Origin of the sequence: Luteimonas marina (assembly GCF_007859325.1) — a bacterium.
Lineage (GTDB): Bacteria > Pseudomonadota > Gammaproteobacteria > Xanthomonadales > Xanthomonadaceae > Luteimonas > Luteimonas marina.
Map to the genome: position 1 here is coordinate 743,364 of NZ_VOHK01000001.1, position 16,960 is coordinate 760,323.

The following is a 16,960-nucleotide window of genomic DNA, read 5'->3' on the forward strand; positions in this document are numbered from 1 at the left end:
CCCTGGCCCGGGTAGTGCGCGCTTCGCCTCATAGTCGCTTCTGCGATCCAACAACGGCAACCCACGTCTGAGGTCCAATCGGCTGACCGCGGTCGAGGGAGAGTTGGCCTCGCGCGACCATACGGTAGAGCACGGGCAGTAGAGCTTGAGGATTAAGACCTCGTTGTTGCGCCAGCGCGAGAATCTCGCTGATGCGGTAGCTGTCACGTTGTTGCAGGAACGCGACGCAATCCTGCTCGAATTGCACATCGAAAGGCTTGTCGAGGTGGCCTGACAACAACCGGGTGCTGGACAACCATTCGCCGCTCATCATCCGGTCGGTCACCACTCGGAAGATCGTGCCTTCTTGCCCCGCCGCCCACGTTCGCGCGGCGGCATAGGGCGCGCGCATCAGCCTGCGGGAGCGCCAAAGATCGCGATGGGTCTTCACCTCAACGACCGCCCTTCGCCAGGAGAGCCCAGCATCGGCTGCGACCTCCACCACGAAATCAGGCGTGTATCGACGAGCGGCTCCGCGCTTCACATCCTGGAAATCAATCACCAGGCGTTGGGCGTGAACGGCGGTGACGCGATGGCTCGTCCTGCAAAACATCAGGAAGTCGCGCTCGATCGACGACTCGAAGGGTACTAGCGGGCCTCGAGGTGGAACTGAGATTGAGCCGCGGACGGCGCTCAGGGGTCGAGGCGCGAGCTGCTCGTCGGTCCACCTGGACGCCACTTCAGAAACCAGGGACGTCAACTGTCGCCGATTGCGAACTGGGGACGTCTTCTGTGGGTACGGGGTCATCTTCTTTTGCCTATTTCGAGCGCCGAAGAGCCCCGGAGGGACATCATCTTTTGCGCGTTCACACCAGGTGCGGACGGCCTACAAGGTGATCTTCTGGATCGTCACCGCCCTGGTGCTGATCGCGCTCGTGTTCCCCTACCTCATGCCCCTGTTCTACTGGAAGGAGATTGCCATGAAGAAACTCGTCGCATTGCTCGCTCTGACCGTTGCCCTCAGCGCGCCCGCCTGGGCCGCCACCAAAACCGTCACGCTGTCGGTGCCGAGCATGACCTGCGCCACCTGTCCGATCACGGTCAAGAAGGCGCTGACCAAGGTCGAAGGCGTCATCGAGGCCAAGGTGACCTGGGAGCCCAAGGCGGCGGTGGTAACCTACGACGATGCCAAGACCACTCCGGCCGCGTTGACCAAAGCCACCGAGAACGCCGGCTACCCGTCTACCGTCAAGAAGTGAGCACACGCTCATGACCGAGGCGATCACGCTGCACATCGATGGCATGACCTGCGGGTCGTGCGCCGAGCACGTCAAGCAGACCTTGGAAAAGGTGCCCGGCGTGCGTTCGGCCTCAGTGTCCTACCCACAGCGCCGGGCCGAGATTGAGGCCAGCGTAGGTACCGCCGCGGACGTGACCTCGCTGGTCGCGGCGGTATCCGCACTCGGTTACCGAGCGCAGCTTGCCGATGCGCCGGGGCAACCCAGCGACCTGCTGAACAATGCACAAGAGCGGCTGGGCGGCGAACCAAAGCGCGAGGACGATGAGGCTGCACTGCACGTGGCCGTGATCGGCAGCGGCGGCGCGGCGATGGCGGCGGCGTTGAAGGCCGTCGAGCAAGGGGCGCGTGTGACGCTGATCGAGCGCAGCACTCTCGGCGGCACCTGCGTCAACGTCGGATGTGTGCCGTCCAAGATCATGATCCGCGCTGCCCACATTGCGCATCTGCGTCGCGAGAGTCCGTTCGATGACGGCATTGCCGCCGCCTCGCCGAAGATTCTGCGTAAGCGCTTGCTGGCTCAGCAGCAGGGGCGCGTCGATGAACTGCGCCACGCCAAGTACGAAGGCATCCTGACGAGCACCCCGACCATCACCGTGCTGCGCGGCGATGCCCGATTCAAGGATGCGCACACGCTGACCGTGGCAACCGCTGACGACGGGATGCGCGAGGTGAGTTTCGACCGCTGCCTCATCGCCACCGGGGCCAGTCCGGCGATTCCACCGATCCCGGGCTTGAAAGACACGCCCTTCTGGACGTCGACCGAAGCGCTGGCCAGCGACACGATCCCCGATCGGCTGGCCGTGATCGGCTCGTCGGTGGTGGCCGTCGAACTCGCGCAGGCCTTTGCCCGGCTGGGCAGCAAGGTGACCATGCTGGCGCGCAGCACACTGTTCTTTCGCGAAGACCCCGCCATTGGCGAGGCCATCACGGCCGTGTTCCGCGCCGAAGGCATCGAAGTGCTGGACCACACCCAGGCCAGCCAGGTCGCCTATGAGGATGGGGAATTCGTGCTCACCACCGAACGCGGCGAACTGCATGCCGACCGGCTGTTGTTCGCCACCGGCCGCACCCCAAACACCCGCACGCTCAACCTCGACGCGGCCGGTGTGGTGGTCAATGCGCAAGGCGCCATCACCATCGACCACGCGATGCGCACTACCGTGCCGCACATCTATGCCGCCGGCGACTGCACTGACCAGCCGCAGTTCGTCTACGTCGCGGCGGCGGCCGGCACCCGCGCTGCAATCAACATGACGGGTGGCAACGCGACGCTGGATCTGACGGCGATGCCGGCGGTGGTGTTCACCGACCCGCAGGTCGCCACCGTGGGCTACAGCGAAGCCGAAGCGCACCACGACGGTATCGAGACCGACAGCCGCACGCTGACGCTCGACAACGTGCCCCGGGCGCTGGTCAACTTCGACACGCGCGGTTTCATCAAGCTGGTTTCGGAGGCCGGTTCGGGACGACTGATCGGCGTGCAAGCGGTAGCCCCGGAAGCAGGCGAGCTGATCCAAACCGCAGTACTGGCGATTCGCAACCGCATGACGGTGCGAGAGTTGGCCGACCAGTTATTCCCCTACCTGACGATGGTCGAGGGGCTGAAACTCGCGGCACAAACCTTCACTAAGGACGTAAAGCAACTGTCCTGTTGCGCGGGGTAGTGGCTGGGCCTCTTACCTATGCTTCATCGGCTGAATCACAAATTCAGGCTGAAGCGCCGCCTCTTGCACAATGGGCTGAGGACTATTCGAAATACCCCTCTTCGAGTAGCCGCGCCAGCGTCGGGAGATAGGGGCCGTACTCGACCACGCGCGTGATCTTCTTCTTGCGCGTTGCCGCCGTGGTCATCCGCTGGAACACGAAGTCCGTGGTCATTGGGTCGTCGTCATCGACCAACACGGTTTCGATAACCGAGCCATCCTTGCGCGCCTTCTTGTCGTAGAGTATGCGCGCCCGAAGCACCTCGAAGCTGTAACCCCTGCCCATGCGGTTCATGTCTTTGGCCACTCGGTTGACTGACTCAGTATAGGCATTGGTAATCGGCTGCTCGAAGTAGGCGAAGATTTCGTCGTGCCAGTTGTGCACGGCGGTGGTCAGGTCCTTGAACGTGGCCGCCAATTCGGTCGGAATATTGGCCTGCCACTTCGCGCAGGCGGCTTCTGCTGCTGGGCGGGTCTTCTGATCCCAGATCGACAGAAATCCTTCCTTGAGCGCGTGGGCTTCGCTTAGGAGCGGGAACTGTTGGAACCATTCCCGCATCCGGTCCATATCTCTCCCTGTCAGGTCGTGCTGCCGCTTGAGCAGCAGGAACCGCTCGTCCTTGAGTTTGAGGCGCTGCCGGGTGGACAAATCCTTGCGAATGCGCTTGCGCAGCTTCTCCAGCGCGTCGTTCGCCATGCGCTGGATATGGAATCGATCGACCACGATCCGGGCCTGTGGCAGCGTGGCGCGCACCACCTGCCGATAAACGTGGTACATGTCCATCGCCACCCACTCGACCGAGTCCTTGTCCCGCAGGTCGCGGAAATAGGGCATCAACTCGGCTTTGGCCCGGCTGGGGCGGATATCGAACACGGTCTTGCGCTCGACGTTGGTGATCATGGCCCGGTACTGGCCGATGATCTTGAGCTCGTCGATACCCAGCACCCGCGGCGTCCGGAACTGGGTCTTGGCCTCGACCTCCTCGATGAAATCGTCGAAGACGTGGCGGACCGTCTTTTCGTCCACGGCTACTTCCCGGGCAAGGGCCGCAAAGGTCTTGGAGAAGGACTGGTCGCGGATATAACGCACCAGACGCGCCGTGGCTTGGCGTTTTCCATCAAGGTCCGCCACAGGCTCAAACAAGGTCTTGGTGCAGCTTGTACAGCGATAGCGACGGCGCTGGATGAAGATCACGACGGGTTTGCCGTGCGTCGGTGTGTCCTGAAACGACTGTTCCTGTGAGCCGTGACCATGCAGGCGTCCGGTCTTGCACAGCGGGCAGGTCACCCACTGATTGACGCCTTCGGCCTTGACGACGTAACTGTCCTCGCTGGTCAGGATTTCAAGCGTCTTCAGGCTTCGCAGCTGGAGAAAGTCCGTCACTCAGCACCTTGGGCGAACCCACACTGAAATCCGACTTTTACTCTAGCACATCCGCTCAGCCGTCCAACACCAAAATCCATTCTTTGAAAGTGATAGCTACAAAGACCCAAGGAGCCAGAACCCACACCAGATTCCGGATACCCGAAAAAAACTGGCTAAGCCATTGTCGATAAAGAATTATTTGAAATCTGTGGGGCACTTTTACACGTATCTCGGCAGAACCCCGTGTAGATGGCAAAGCAGAATTGGCGATCCAAGGTTCTTGCGCTTGCATCTAAGGGCGTGTCGTACGTTCGATTGACTGAGGACGAATGGGATCACCTCCGCCGCACCCGCTCCGGAGGAACTCGGTTCTCGCTGACTTTTCCGCATGAAGTAGCCAGGAGGGCGAAGGCTGACTCTCTCCCTCTTTTCGCAATCAACGAAAGGGAGCTTCGAGTTGGCGTCGTTTCGTCAGTCCATACCGTGGCGACACTGGATTCTCGTGTTCTCTTCGACTTGGTGCAGCCAGTGCTTCCCGGTGCACTGAATGAATTGGTCGCCAGACTTTCCGCAATTAGCACTCGCTTGCCTACCAGACGCCTATCGGAAGGCGACGAAAATCTCTCCGCTTTGTCAGAGAAGTTGCGGGAGAAGATTTTTGAGGTTCTTACCAGCGAACCGGCGAATGAGGCTGTGTTCGGTCCAATTTTCGCTCGCATTGATCGTCCTCGCCGATTCGATGGAATGAGGGCGCTTCAAGCAGACGCAATAAGCTTGGCGCTGAAAGCCTTTGGCGTGACGGACGGTGCGAGTGCAGTTTCCTTCGTTGGCAAGGACTCTTCAATCGAGGGAACGCGCCTGCTGGAGGACGCCGTTATTGAGCATGACGCGCGATGGGCGCCGGGCTGGACGCTTGACGATTCTGACGTGACCGGAAAAGCCGTCTTTACGCAGCGAGACGAGCGCCTGGTGGTCTATACGGCCAATAAAAGGCCGCTTGAAAAGCTGCTTGGCGTAGACCTCATCTATCTCAATGAGCAGCGTGGGTCGCTCGTGATGGTTCAGTACAAAATGATGGAGTCAACGAAGGTTGTCGAGAGTGGTCACGAACGGCACGGTGGTGCCGTGGATGGGGATGACGGCTTCAGTGAGATAGGGCAGGTTGAGCTGAAAGAATGGGTAACGGCCATCGATGCTCAGTTCAAGGAAGAAATGGAGCGAATGACACGCTTTGAGAAGGACCTGACTCCTGAAGGTGCTTATCGACTGAATCCAGGGGCCTTCTACTTCAAGTTGGTCCGGCGCAACGCGGCGACCAACAGTCCCACGCTGGTGCTCAGTCTTGGACATCTGGACAAGCTACTCAAAGATGGTGACACCTCCGGACCGCGAGGCGGTTTGCGCATTAGCTACGAAGCCCTTGGTGGACACTATTTACGAGGTGAGGGCTTTATCGAGCTCATCCGGTCGGGCTACATCGGTACCCGTGACGCTACGACAGCGCATCTGCGTACCCTGATCGACGAAACGCTAAACAATCACCGAGGTGTGGTAGCGGCAATTCAATCGGCCATTGGCTAATGCAGTACCGGGGTGCTGCGGGAAGAGCTAATTGTCTTCAAGTAGCCTAGCTGCTGGATTGCCTGTGGCTCCGCCGGCCTGAAAATACCCGACAACGCTCGACACCGCGCGGTGCTCGGTCAGCTGCATGATGGCCGGCAGCGAGACCCCTTGGCGGCTGGCCTCTGTCACGAACCCCGATCGCAGGCTGTGCCCGCCAAAGTCCCCCTCCAGTCCCGCCAGGTGCGCCCGCCGCTGCACGATCTCGCCGACCGCGGCCGGGGAGAGGGCAGGGCCCACCCGATGCTTCCATAGCCGCCGGAAGATGGCTCCCTCGGTGATCCCGGAAGCCTCCAGCCAGTCCTCCAGGGCCAGCGCGGCCCGATCCAGCACCGGCTTGTCCGGGGTGGAGGAGGCCGTGACGCCGGCCTGCTGGGTTTTGCTGTGTTCGAGCCGGTAGATGTAGCCCTTATCGCCGATCCGGCGCAGGTCGCGCAGGTCCGCCGCGGCGATCTCGCTGCGGCGGCGCCCGCCGCTGGCGAACCCGAAGCAGAGCAGGGCACGGTCGCGCAGGCCTTCCAGGCTGTCGTCGCAGGTGGCCAGCATCGCTTCCAACTCGGCCAGGGTGATCGCGGTCTTCTTGCGCGGCCGCTCGCCGCGCTTGACCGAGGCCCGGGCCGCCCGGCTGAGCACGGTGCGGATCGCCGGCTGCTCGCAGGGATTGGGCTGCTGCTTGAGCCGGTGCGCGGTGGACAGCACCGCGACCCGGTGCCGGACCGTCGACAGCGTCCACGGTCCGGGCTTGGCCTTCAGTCCGGCGTCGACCAAGGCCGCATCGACCGCCGGCGGCAGCTCCCAGGTCAGCTCGCCGTCGGCGTTGCGGCGGACCACGTGGTCGACCACGAACTGCAGCACCGCGGCCTCAGGCACCGGCAGCGTAAGTTCGATGCCGTAGCGCGCCGCATACCAGCCAGCCCAGTAGCGCAAGGCGGTCGCATAGCTGCGGGTGGTGTTGGCTGCGGCGGCTTCCGCCAGCAGTTCGCGCACCGCATCGGCGGCCTGCTGGGCCAGCTGGGCGGGCAGGACAACGCCGGCGCCGGGTTGCTCGAGAGCGGGAAGCGCAGGATGATCCTTCATAGTATGTAATGTACGCTACGATTCAGGCGGTGTACCCACGATAATCATCACTTATCACGAGTAGGTCAACGGGCGGGTAGGGCGCCCGCGTCGGAGAGGATCAATGGCTCGCGGTATCACTGAAGAAGACGTCCACTGTGCAGCCGACGCGCTGGTCTGTGCCGGCGAACGCCCCACGGTAGAGCGGATTCGCGCGCATCTGGGCACTGGCTCGCCCAACACCGTGATCCGCTGGCTGGATACCTGGTGGGCGGCGCTCGGCACCAGGCTACGGGGCAGGGCCATCCAGATCGACCTACCTCAAGCCCCTGGGGCGGTCGCCGAGCTTGCAGGCCAGTTCTGGGCCTCCGCCTTGGAGCACGCCCGAGTGCTGGCCGAAGATGCGCTGTCCAAAGAGCAGGCGGCGCTGCAAACCGATCGAGTGAAGTTGGATGAGGCCCGCGAGGAGTTGCATCGGGAAGCTGCACGCACGCAGGAGCAGGTTGCCGCCGCCCTCCAAGCGCGTGATCTGGCGGTCGCCCGCAGTGAAGAGTTGGAACGACTCGTCCGGCGTCTGGAGGAGCATCTCGAGGAATCAAAGACTCTCCTCGCTGCAGCAAACGACCGCGCCAAGGCTGCAGAAGAGCGCCATCGAGAACTGGAAATGCGACACCAAGACCTGCAGGAGCGCAGCGAAACGGAGCGTAAGAACGCCGCGTCACATGTTCGGGCGACCGAGGACCGCGCCAGTGTCGAGGTTGACCGGGCCAGACAAGAAGCCCGGGATCTAAAGCGGCAGCTGGCCACGGTTCTCAAGGAGCACGGTGCCGAGAAGGCTCAATTGCACAGCCACATCGACGAGGCGAGGCAGAGGGCGAACGACGCTCTGCAGGAGGCTGCGGGGCAGCGAGCCCGAGCCCAGGCTCTCCAAGAACAGCTTTCTGGTCTTCAGGATCTGCCTGCCGCCCTGGAGACGGTACTCCAGCAAGCCGCAGTTAAACCGCGGCCAGGCCGGAACTCGAAGGCCGGCGCATCTGGCCGGCGGAAGACCGGTGCATCGGGCAAGCGATCGGATCTGGCGCCCTGAAACCGCGATTGCCTATACGGGCCTGGGCTGAGGGCCTCGGTTGCATGACATAGAGGAGTGGTGCTGGCCGCGGCTAATGCGACTGCGTGGGAACAGCGCCGGGCCTATTCCTGCGTGTACTCGACCAGCGCCGCATCCAGAACGGCCTGAGGATTGTGAGGGAGCAGATCACTAGGAGGTCGATCTTCTAGAAGAACGTGTGGCGCCAAAAACCACTCGACCTCGCCCCAACCTGTAGTCCTACCGTTCTTGTCGAGATAGGGCCCCAGCTCACGGAGAATCCCCAAGATCTCGGCGAACTGAGGGATCGGCCGGCCATCTGACAAGAATTGCCAGGTCGGAAATCTATAGTGGTGGTGAGGATCCGTCACATAGACGGCTAATAATTGGCCGATCTTGCGAAGTTCGGTGGCGCTTCCCGGCGGCGCGCCGCATGCCTTCTCAAGCATCTGATCCACCTCTCCCGCAGTAGGCCAGCTACTGGCGAGCTCCATACGGAGCGCAGCGGAATCTTCCTCCATTTGAAGCAAAGCGGCATCTTCGAGAGGCGATGATATCGATGACATGTTGTAGTCTCCGAGCGTAACCGACCGTTGTCAGAGATGCCCGATCTATCACGAGAGCCGAGTTGGAGGTGTTAAGTAAGGTATCTGCTTCGGCGGTATCGGCGTAGGGTTCTCCTCGCCGAGAACGAAATTGGCGTGGGGTGGCCACGTCCAACAGGATCCCCCTGTGACGCACGCACCCTCAAGAGTGCGCAAGGTCTCTCTGTACCCGCGCAAGTGCGGCCCAGTGTCCGCTGCACCCACTGAAGTGCGGGATTTGAACCCCAGATGTGCAGAGACAGGCCCACTGGAGTGCGGTGCCCCATCTGTGACCTACAGCTGTTGGAACGTAGTAGGTAAAAACCTCCAGGCTCGGCACCGTCAAGATTCGGGACTCGAACCGGAGTCGAAACCGGGGCATCCTGTCGTAGCGATCGGGACGCTACAGGGCATGTTGTTGGTGCCCACGGCCAGCCGCCCCCAGGCCGGCGTCTAGACAGTTCCCGGGCCCCCAAATGCTGCGGATGCGATCCACCGGTTGCTGAGAAATTGTGGGCGAGTGGTCGATGGTTGCTTGTTCGTCCGGGCGTCTTCTTGTTGGAGATACGAAACGCGGGCGATTGTTGGTCTGCAAATGGGCGGTGTTGGCTGCCCGCGGGCCTTTCCTCGTGGGCAATCAGGGGGCGGTACAGATCCGCTGAGCGGAAGTGTGGGTAGCGAAATTAGCGAGTTTATCGTCTGGAGATAAATTCGCTAATTTCGCTCAAACTGCTGTACGTGACCAGCATAGGATCGTGATCCTCACGGGATGCGTCCTCCTAATTCTAACTGAGACGTCTCAAATCAAGGACTTAGAGGCGGGATCGCCGGCCCGGGTGAAGATCAATGTAAAAACCCTCCCACTTTCGGGGCTCTACACCACTGCGAGACATGTCAGGGCAGCACGTTCCTGACAATTCGGAACCGAAGCTTGTTGACAGTGGCTAGACCGTCGTCAGCCTACACTTGGGCGCGCCTCCCGAAGCCTGCTGAATAGCGAGGAGCAGATCGCTGTGGTCAGCGTTGCGGAGCTCCGTGCGCTCGGAATGGTCCGGAGATGGCGGAGCCGTTGGCGGCTGTTGGCGCAACTTTCTCAATTTGGGGGCTGGCAGCAGATGGATGGTAGTGGCGGGGAACCGACGTTCTACCGGCCGAAGGCATAGCTGCCGTGGCTCCCGGGGCAGCGATGTCTATGCTCCGAGCGGCGGACTGCCCTCGGCACAATGGGCCGATTCCTTCCGCATTCTCTCTCTTGGCGCTGCCTTCTCGTTTGGGCCTTTGGACACGAGCTGACCTAGGCACAGTTCTAGGATGCAGTATGAATGGCAGGTCATCGCCATTCATTGGCTGGCGCCTAGCGGGACGAGGGATCGCCCTAGAGAACATTGCGCGTATCCGCAGATGTAGACCGGAGGAGGTTCGCTTAGGCTCGAATATCCGACAATGGTGGCCTACTTGCTTGCATCCATTGCTTGGAGATCGGGATTCGACAGAGTTCGATCGCTTGAGATTCTGCAAAATTTGTATTGCCTCGGGCTTTCACTCCCCCTTGTTCCAACTACCTTGGTGGCGCAAGTGCCCAGTGCACCTTGAGGAACTACGCGAACAATGTGAGTGCTGCGGCAATGCCATTCCAGCAGGTCTGGCGCATAGTAGCCCATCGACATGGCTAATTTGTCCGAGGTGTAAGGCCGACATGTACGATAGAGCCTCTCTGGCGACATCTACGTCGAACTTCTCACCTAGTGAGCGAGAACGCTTTCAGAGAACGATTGCTGCGTACTTGAGATGGCTGCGCTCGTGCAGCGCTGCGACATGGAGATTGGAATGGACGGTGCAGTCACCGCCGCATCATGATGACGAGTCTCTTCACCAGATTGCCTCGCTTGCCGCACGCTACATGTTTGCTGACTTGCCTGGTGAGGCAATTCTTGCAGCTCATTTTGATGAACCGAGCAGCTGTATAGCTCTTGGCGGCAATCGGGCACGAGTCTTTCGCTGTGATGTGGCGAAATCTAAAGTCCGTGTAGCGAGTAGGAGTGCACGACGCGGATTGTTCGGTCTCCTGCCGATTCCGCCGTCTTTCGACGATCTTTTCAAGACTCTGCTCAATCGTCTATGCATCCAGTTAGATGACGAGATCGATACCAATGGTTGGCCCGGCGCGCACCGAAGCAGTGGCGGGCGCGGCCTTTATTGGGATACCCATAAAGACCCGCATTTTAAGTTTCGGCTTATGACAGGAATTTACTGCAACCGCAGTGCTGCGAGCACGATCAACGCACATGCTATCGTCCAGCTGGCCTTGGAGAATCCGCCGGCGTATCTTGCCCTCAATCTTCTTCACAAATGTGGCGCGGTCTCGAAAGAAGACCTCTACCGGATCCACGGTGTGTTTTTCGGCCTCAGGGCGAAACCCGGTGCATTCCGTATTTGGACTAACCGGGCGGTCTCAGTTGGAGCCTTCGGATGGCTCTACAAGCGCCTTCTTGTTGCCGCCTGGAGACAGGTAGCTGAGGACTGCTATCCGGAACCCAGGTCGTACGGGAGGCATAGCTATGCTGCAGCGGTTCTTTCAACGAAGGCTGGAACTGAATTAGTCGCACTCCTTGGTCGCTCATCGAGTTGGCCGTGCAAACGTTGGTAAACCGTGCGCTACAACTTGGGTAACTTCAAGTGGTGACGGCACCCATATGGCGAAATCTGCGACCCCCTGGCTGCTCGCTCAAATCAACGACTTCCGCCTTCGTTGGGTGAAATGAGGTGTTGGTGTAGGGGAAGATCAGCTGGGCAACCAGGAGCCGGCCGGTCTACCGAAGCGGAGCCAGAGCCACCGCGGTCCCAGTCTATAGATAATTTCGCATAATGCCTCTTATGTTATAATCGGGTGGCGGCCATCACGGCCAGTATGATTCCGCCACGCCAACCAAGGCCCCTCCCCATATGCCCAGCAAGCCGAAATCAGATCCCTGGTTCGCCTGGACAATGGTGGCGCTCGCGACGCTGGTGTTCACCAACGCCGGCTGGCTCTACCGCTGGAAGGTCCGCGCCGTCGAACATGCCGAAGCGTTGGCTGCCGCCAAGGCCAGCCGGCCATCCCCGGAACGCGTCATCTACGAGTATCGCGGCGAGCCCGGATCCTCGGTGGCGCGAGTCGCGGCACAAGATCCGCGCACGCCCGTCGGGACCCGAAACCTCGTGCAAGGCGAAGAATGCCGCGGTGGCGTCATCATCCGCCGCACGGAAGCTGGCCTTGAATCGACCGGCGAACGATGCCGGCAGTAGGCGGAAAACCGGCGTCGCCAGTTCCTGAAGGCTTGCCCGCACACCGGCAAGCCAATCATCGATACATGTGTTGACGGTCAAGCCCGGTCACCACTACAATTTCGCGCTTTCCAGCCGTGGGGCCATAGCTCAGCTGGGAGAGCGCCTGCATGGCATGCAGGAGGTCGGCGGTTCGATCCCGCCTGGCTCCACCAAGTTTCCGCACCAGGCCTGTGGAAATGGATACACCGGTTTCACAGCGTCCCCATCGTCTAGAGGCCTAGGACATTACCCTTTCACGGTAGCGACCGGGGTTCGAATCCCCGTGGGGACGCCAATCTTCATGCATGGGCCCGGGAAACCGGGCCCATTTTTTTTGGGTTTTGTCCCGAGTGAGGGAACAACCCGGGGAATCGCTGTCGTTTCGAACGCAGGGAGAAATCTTCCTTTCCCCTGCGCCGGAGACGGGATTTCTCCCTGCGGTCGAAATGACAGTCTTCTGCAGTCCCCGGTTCGCGAACGAAGGCGTGCCCTCCCCTCTGTCAGGGTTTTCCTACGCCACGGAGATCGATCGCCCGACTGCATGTCCCGCCCGGTCGGCGGATGCTGGCGTTGCGGCCCGGGCACGGGCCGGTTTCGACCGGGGGTGGAAGATGGCCATGGAACGCACCTTGATCGCCGTGGAGCCGGACAATCCGGGCTGGCAGGTCCGGATCGACAACTATCAGGTGGCCCGCAACGTCGAGAGATCGGTCGCGATCGAATGCGCGACCGAGATGGCGCGCGACTGCCACGCATCGATCGGCGTGCCCACGGGCGTGCGCGTGCGCATGCGCTGCGGCGACAACGTGCTGGTGGGCGCCTGCGGCTGACCGCGGCGCCGGCGCAGGATTCAGCCGGCCACGATATCCGAACCGGGTTGCGGGACGACTTCCCCGTCGGCCCGCCGCAGCGTGGCGACGCCGTGGCCGCTCTCGGCCAGGTACTGCAGCCATTTGCCGAGGAAGGTGTTCATGCGCATGCGGTGGTCGAGGACCTCGGCCGGCGGCGGATACATGCCGATCACGTCCTGCCAGCGCCGACCCACGTAGCAGTGCGTGGCCTCGGCCTGCCGCGCGTCGCGGTACAGGCGCAGGAAGGCGGACGGGTCCGGTTCTCCGGTCACGGGATCGCGCAAGGTGTAGGTCAGCCGCAGCTCCGTGGTGTAGACGTGCTGGTGCAGGACGTCGAGTTGCACGTCGAGGCCGTTGCCGATCGAGGACACGTAGCGGCCGGTGTCCAGCTCCGCGGGTTCGAACAGTCGCGTCATGCGCCGGAAGTTCTCGGCGTACAGCGCCATCAGCCAGCTGAATCGGCCGAGTTTCGGGATGCTCGCGCTGCGGGCGGCGACTTCGTGCATGGCCCGATGCTACACGCTGCCATCGCGTGCGTGCAGCATTGACGGACTGCGGGCGAGCGCCTACGTTAATGGTCTGCCTCGGCTAATTCCCTGCAGGAGCGGCTTCAGCCGCGACCGGAGGTTTGACGGAGTCCGGCAAGGGGTCGCGCCTGAAGGCGCTCCTACACGATGGGCATGGCGCCCTCGCCCGCCGCTCAGTACATGACCCGCTGGATCCCAAGCGTCGACATGACCTTGCTGGAGATTTCCTCGATCGAGGTGTTGGTGGTACTCAGCGCGGGGATGCGTTCGGCCCGGAACAGTTTCTCCGCCGCGACCACTTCGCGCTGGCACGTCGCCAGTTCCGAGTAGCGCGAGTTCGGCCGGCGCTCCTGCCGGATCTGCTGCAGCCGCTCGGGATCGATGGTCAGGCCGAACAGCTTCGCGCGGTGCGGGCGCAGGCGCGGCGGCAGGCGGTCATGTTCGAGGTCCTCGTCGGTGAGCGGATAGTTCGCGGCGCTGACGCCGTGGTGCATGGCCAGGTAGATGCAGGTCGGCGTCTTGCCCGCGCGCGAGACGGCGACGAGGATCACGTCGGCGGAGTCGTAGTTGATCGACATGCCGTCGTCGTGGGTCAGCGCGAAGTTCATCGCGTTGATGCGCCGGTGGTAGGTCTCGAAATCGACCATGCCGTGCGCCTGCCCGACCCTGGGCTGGCGCTTCTCGCCGAGTTCGGCCTCGAGCGTCTCGATGAAGGGCGCGAACACGTCCAGCATCAGCGCCCCGCTGCGCGCGATGGCGGCGGAGATGTCGGGATCGACCGATGAATTGACGACGATGGGGCGCACGCCCTGCGTCTCCCCGGTGACGCGGATGCGCTCGGCGACCTCGTGCGCGCGTTCGACGCTGTCGACGAACGGAATGCGATTGGTGCTGAACGCGCTGCCGGCGAACTGGGTGAGCAGGCTGTGGCCGACGGTCTCGGCGGTGATACCGGTTCCATCGGAAACGTAAAACACGGGTCTGATCGTTGACAACGCTGTCTCCGGGCCTGCGAGCGGATGCCGTGGCCGATGTCCGGGCTAAAATAGCGTTTTCGATCGGGCAACGCCCGGTCCTTTGCGTCTTTCGTCCCTTTCGGAGAGCCCCCTCTTGAACCAGCCCGCCCTGCAGCCGCCCACCGCGTCGGCCAACATCCTGTGGCTCCATGACCTGCGCCTGGCCGACCTGGCCCAGGTGGGCGGCAAGAACTCCTCGCTGGGCGAGATGATCGGGGAGTTGTCGGGGCTGGGCGTGTCGGTGCCCGGCGGCTTCGCGACCACGGCGGACGCCTTCAAGGCCTTCATCGCCCACAACGACCTGCACCAGCGCATCTTCGATCGCCTCGCCCCGCTCGACGTCGAGGACGTCGACGCGCTGGCCGCGGCCGGCACCGAGATCCGCGGCTGGGTCATCGACGCGCCGCTGCAGCCCGACCTGGACGGCGACATCCGCATGGCCTACGCGGCATTGTGCGCCGACAACGGTGGTGGCGACGTCGCCGTGGCGGTGCGCTCCTCGGCGACGGCCGAAGACCTGCCCGACGCCTCGTTCGCCGGCCAGCAGGAAACCTTCCTCAACGTCACCGGCGCCGACGACGTGGTGCGCAAGGTCAAGGAAGTCTTCGCCAGCCTCTACAACGACCGCGCGATCGCCTACCGCGTCCACCACGGCTTCAAGCACGAGGACGTGTTCCTGTCCGCCGGCGTGCAGCTGATGGTGCGTTCGGACGTCGGTGCCTCCGGCGTGCTGTTCACGCTGGACACCGAATCGGGCTTCCGCGACGTGGTCTTCGTCACCTCCAGCTTCGGCCTCGGCGAGATGGTCGTGCAGGGCGCGGTGAACCCGGACGAGTTCTACGTCTACAAGCCCACGCTCAAGGCAGGCAAGCCGGCGATCCTGCGCCGCTCGATCGGCGCCAAGCAGTTGCGCATGGTGTATTCGGACCAGCCCGGCGAGCGGGTGAAGACCGAGGACACCCCGGCCGAACTGCGCCGGACCTTCTCGATCTCAGACGCCGACGTGCACGAGCTGTCGAAGCAGGCGCTGGTGATCGAACAGCACTACGGCCGGCCGATGGACATCGAGTGGGCGAAGGACGGCGTCAGCGGCAAGCTGTTCATCGTGCAGGCGCGCCCGGAGACGGTGAAGTCGCGCGCCAAGGCCACCCAGATCGAACGCTACGCGCTGGAGCAGCGCGGCACGGTGATCGCCGAGGGCCGCGCCATCGGCCAGAAGATCGGCAGCGGCGTGGCGCGCGTGGTGCGCAAGCTCGACGACATGAACCGCGTCCAGCCCGGCGACGTGCTGGTGGCCGACATGACCGACCCCGACTGGGAGCCGGTGATGAAGCGCGCCGCGGCCATCGTCACCAACCGCGGCGGCCGCACCTGCCATGCCGCGATCATCGCGCGCGAGCTCGGCGTGCCCGCCGTGGTCGGCACCGGCAACGCGCTGGACGCGATCGAGGACGGCGTCGAGGTCACGGTCAGCTGCGCCGAGGGCGATACCGGCTTCATCTACGCCGGTGCCCTGCCCTTCGAGCGCATCACCACCGACCTGACGTCGATGCCGGAAGCGCCGCTCAAGATCATGATGAACGTCGCCAATCCCGAGCGCGCCTTCGACTTCGGCCAGCTGCCGAACGCCGGCATCGGCCTGGCGCGGCTGGAGATGATCATCGCCGCGCACATCGGCGTGCATCCCAATGCGCTGCTCGAATACGACCGGCAGGATGCGGCGACGAAGAAGAAGATCGACGAGAAGACCGCGGGCTACGCCTCGCCCGTCGATTTCTACGTCGACCGCCTCGCCGAGGGCATCGCCACGCTGACCGCGTCGGTGGCGCCGCATCCGGTGATCGTGCGCCTGTCGGACTTCAAGTCGAACGAGTACGCCAACCTGGTCGGCGGCCCGAACTACGAGCCGCACGAGGAGAACCCGATGATCGGCTTCCGCGGCGCCAGCCGCTACGTCGATCCCTCGTTCGCCGAGGCCTTCGCGCTGGAATGCCGGGCCGTGCGCAAGGTGCGCAACGAGATGGGGCTCGACAACCTCTGGGTGATGATCCCGTTCGTGCGCACGCTGGAGGAAGGCCGCAAGGTGGTCGAGGTGCTGGCGAAGAACGGCCTCCGGCAGGGCGAGGACGGGCTGAAGATCATCATGATGTGCGAGGTGCCGTCGAACGCGCTGCTGGCCGACGAGTTCCTCGACATCTTCGACGGTTTCTCGATCGGCTCCAACGACCTGACCCAGCTCACGCTCGGCCTTGATCGCGATTCCTCGATCGTCGCCCACCTGTTCGACGAGCGGAATCCGGCGGTGAAGAAGCTGCTGTCGATGGCGATCAAGGCCGCACGCGCCCGGGGCAAGTACGTCGGCATCTGCGGCCAGGGGCCGAGCGACCATCCGGACCTGGCGCAGTGGCTGATGGAGGAAGGGATCGAGTCGGTGTCGCTGAATCCGGATACCGTGGTCGATACCTGGCTGCGGCTGGCGAAGTCGAAGGCGAAGAACGGCTGATCGGCGGCGTCATCGCCGGAACTGGAAAAGCCCGGCGTTTGCCGGGCTTTTTCCTTGTCCTC

At 62.7% G+C, this 16,960-nt stretch carries 14 protein-coding genes, 2 tRNA genes and 1 pseudogene; 11 read left to right on the top strand and 6 right to left on the bottom strand.

Translation table 11 applies throughout. The features are described from left to right. Nucleotides 1–28: 28 nt before the first annotated feature. The gene (locus FQY83_RS03475; protein WP_015460533.1) at nucleotides 29–787 is read right to left on the bottom strand and encodes a TnsA endonuclease N-terminal domain-containing protein; all 759 of its coding nucleotides are present in this window, start codon (nucleotides 785–787) and stop codon (nucleotides 29–31) included. 67 nt (nucleotides 788–854) lie between these two features. Between FQY83_RS03475 and FQY83_RS18020 the strand changes: the two are divergent. The 3 genes and pseudogenes from FQY83_RS18020 to merA form a co-directional block, all read left to right on the top strand. Further along, nucleotides 855–944 (top strand): annotated as a pseudogene (locus FQY83_RS18020) (mercuric ion transporter MerT); the annotation flags it as partial. A gap of 15 nt (nucleotides 945–959) precedes the next feature. Beyond that, nucleotides 960–1,238 carry a mercury resistance system periplasmic binding protein MerP gene (gene merP / locus FQY83_RS17550; RefSeq protein WP_202878152.1) on the top strand — a complete coding sequence of 93 codons (279 nt, stop codon included), beginning with the start codon at nucleotides 960–962 and terminating at the stop codon, nucleotides 1,236–1,238. 10 nt (nucleotides 1,239–1,248) lie between these two features. Then, a complete protein-coding gene (merA, locus tag FQY83_RS03485) occupies nucleotides 1,249–2,943 on the top strand; it encodes a mercury(II) reductase (protein ID WP_012480191.1) in 1,695 nt (564 codons plus the stop codon). A gap of 82 nt (nucleotides 2,944–3,025) precedes the next feature. Here merA and FQY83_RS03490 read toward each other — a convergent pair whose 3' ends face one another. Beyond that, nucleotides 3,026–4,366, bottom strand: coding sequence for an ISL3-like element ISStma11 family transposase (locus tag FQY83_RS03490; RefSeq protein WP_054665575.1), 1,341 nt, complete (start codon nucleotides 4,364–4,366; stop codon nucleotides 3,026–3,028). Nucleotides 4,367–4,597: 231 nt separating this feature from the next. On the opposite strand from FQY83_RS03490, the gene FQY83_RS03495 reads away from it, so the two are divergent. Then, on the top strand, nucleotides 4,598–5,929 hold the full coding sequence (locus FQY83_RS03495) for a hypothetical protein (RefSeq protein WP_146385009.1): 1,332 nt from the start codon (nucleotides 4,598–4,600) through the stop codon (nucleotides 5,927–5,929). Between the two features lie 27 nt (nucleotides 5,930–5,956). On the opposite strand, the gene FQY83_RS03500 is transcribed toward FQY83_RS03495, so the two are convergent. Next, nucleotides 5,957–7,045 (bottom strand): tyrosine-type recombinase/integrase, encoded by a 1,089-nt coding sequence (locus FQY83_RS03500; RefSeq protein ID WP_146385011.1) that lies wholly within the window; start codon nucleotides 7,043–7,045, stop codon nucleotides 5,957–5,959. A 103-nt stretch (nucleotides 7,046–7,148) separates the two neighbouring features. Here FQY83_RS03500 and FQY83_RS03505 point away from each other — a divergent pair, with 103 nt between their 5' ends. Continuing rightward, nucleotides 7,149–8,111 carry a DNA-binding protein gene (locus FQY83_RS03505; RefSeq protein ID WP_146385013.1) on the top strand — a complete coding sequence of 321 codons (963 nt, stop codon included), beginning with the start codon at nucleotides 7,149–7,151 and terminating at the stop codon, nucleotides 8,109–8,111. Between the two features lie 104 nt (nucleotides 8,112–8,215). Here FQY83_RS03505 and FQY83_RS03510 read toward each other — a convergent pair whose 3' ends face one another. Further along, entirely contained in the window at nucleotides 8,216–8,560 is a 345-nt protein-coding gene (locus tag FQY83_RS03510) for a hypothetical protein (RefSeq protein ID WP_146385015.1), read from the bottom strand. A gap of 1,969 nt (nucleotides 8,561–10,529) precedes the next feature. Between FQY83_RS03510 and FQY83_RS03515 the strand changes: the two genes are divergently transcribed. The 5 genes from FQY83_RS03515 to FQY83_RS03535 all read left to right on the top strand — a co-directional run bounded on the left by FQY83_RS03515 (nucleotide 10,530) and on the right by FQY83_RS03535 (nucleotide 12,831). Beyond that, nucleotides 10,530–11,342, top strand: coding sequence for a hypothetical protein (locus tag FQY83_RS03515; RefSeq protein WP_146385017.1), 813 nt, complete (start codon nucleotides 10,530–10,532; stop codon nucleotides 11,340–11,342). Between the two features lie 296 nt (nucleotides 11,343–11,638). Next, nucleotides 11,639–11,980 (top strand): hypothetical protein, encoded by a 342-nt coding sequence (locus tag FQY83_RS03520; RefSeq protein ID WP_146385020.1) that lies wholly within the window; start codon nucleotides 11,639–11,641, stop codon nucleotides 11,978–11,980. Between the two features lie 118 nt (nucleotides 11,981–12,098). After that, a tRNA-Ala gene (locus FQY83_RS03525) sits at nucleotides 12,099–12,174 on the top strand. Nucleotides 12,175–12,220: 46 nt separating this feature from the next. Next, a tRNA-Glu gene (locus tag FQY83_RS03530) sits at nucleotides 12,221–12,296 on the top strand. 322 nt (nucleotides 12,297–12,618) lie between these two features. Continuing rightward, the gene (locus tag FQY83_RS03535; protein ID WP_146385022.1) at nucleotides 12,619–12,831 is read left to right on the top strand and encodes a hypothetical protein; all 213 of its coding nucleotides are present in this window, start codon (nucleotides 12,619–12,621) and stop codon (nucleotides 12,829–12,831) included. A gap of 20 nt (nucleotides 12,832–12,851) precedes the next feature. On the opposite strand, the gene FQY83_RS03540 is transcribed toward FQY83_RS03535, so the two are convergent. Together FQY83_RS03540 and ppsR are read right to left on the bottom strand one after the other, a co-directional pair. Then, the gene (locus tag FQY83_RS03540; protein WP_146385024.1) at nucleotides 12,852–13,358 is read right to left on the bottom strand and encodes a DUF1249 domain-containing protein; all 507 of its coding nucleotides are present in this window, start codon (nucleotides 13,356–13,358) and stop codon (nucleotides 12,852–12,854) included. Between the two features lie 194 nt (nucleotides 13,359–13,552). Beyond that, nucleotides 13,553–14,374: a posphoenolpyruvate synthetase regulatory kinase/phosphorylase PpsR gene (gene ppsR / locus FQY83_RS03545; RefSeq protein ID WP_146385026.1), complete on the bottom strand. Its 822-nt coding sequence runs from the start codon at nucleotides 14,372–14,374 to the stop codon at nucleotides 13,553–13,555. Between the two features lie 130 nt (nucleotides 14,375–14,504). Here ppsR and ppsA point away from each other — a divergent pair, with 130 nt between their 5' ends. Then, nucleotides 14,505–16,898 carry a phosphoenolpyruvate synthase gene (ppsA, locus tag FQY83_RS03550; protein WP_146385364.1) on the top strand — a complete coding sequence of 798 codons (2,394 nt, stop codon included), beginning with the start codon at nucleotides 14,505–14,507 and terminating at the stop codon, nucleotides 16,896–16,898. The last annotated feature ends 62 nt before the right edge of the window (nucleotides 16,899–16,960 follow it).

What these genes read in the sequence shown, in the direction of transcription:
- FQY83_RS03500 (WP_146385011.1), bottom strand. Translation starts at nt 7,045, where the DNA reads ATGAAGGATCATCCTGCGCTTCCCGCTCTCGAGCAACCCGGCGCCGGC.
- merP (WP_202878152.1), top strand. Translation starts at nt 960, where the DNA reads ATGAAGAAACTCGTCGCATTGCTCGCTCTGACCGTTGCCCTCAGCGCG.
- FQY83_RS03520 (WP_146385020.1), top strand. Translation starts at nt 11,639, where the DNA reads ATGCCCAGCAAGCCGAAATCAGATCCCTGGTTCGCCTGGACAATGGTG.
- FQY83_RS03505 (WP_146385013.1), top strand. Translation starts at nt 7,149, where the DNA reads ATGGCTCGCGGTATCACTGAAGAAGACGTCCACTGTGCAGCCGACGCG.
- FQY83_RS03535 (WP_146385022.1), top strand. Translation starts at nt 12,619, where the DNA reads ATGGAACGCACCTTGATCGCCGTGGAGCCGGACAATCCGGGCTGGCAG.
- FQY83_RS03495 (WP_146385009.1), top strand. Translation starts at nt 4,598, where the DNA reads ATGGCAAAGCAGAATTGGCGATCCAAGGTTCTTGCGCTTGCATCTAAG.
- FQY83_RS03510 (WP_146385015.1), bottom strand. Translation starts at nt 8,560, where the DNA reads ATGCTTGAGAAGGCATGCGGCGCGCCGCCGGGAAGCGCCACCGAACTT.
- merA (WP_012480191.1), top strand. Translation starts at nt 1,249, where the DNA reads ATGACCGAGGCGATCACGCTGCACATCGATGGCATGACCTGCGGGTCG.
- FQY83_RS03475 (WP_015460533.1), bottom strand. Translation starts at nt 787, where the DNA reads ATGACCCCGTACCCACAGAAGACGTCCCCAGTTCGCAATCGGCGACAG.
- FQY83_RS03540 (WP_146385024.1), bottom strand. Translation starts at nt 13,358, where the DNA reads ATGCACGAAGTCGCCGCCCGCAGCGCGAGCATCCCGAAACTCGGCCGA.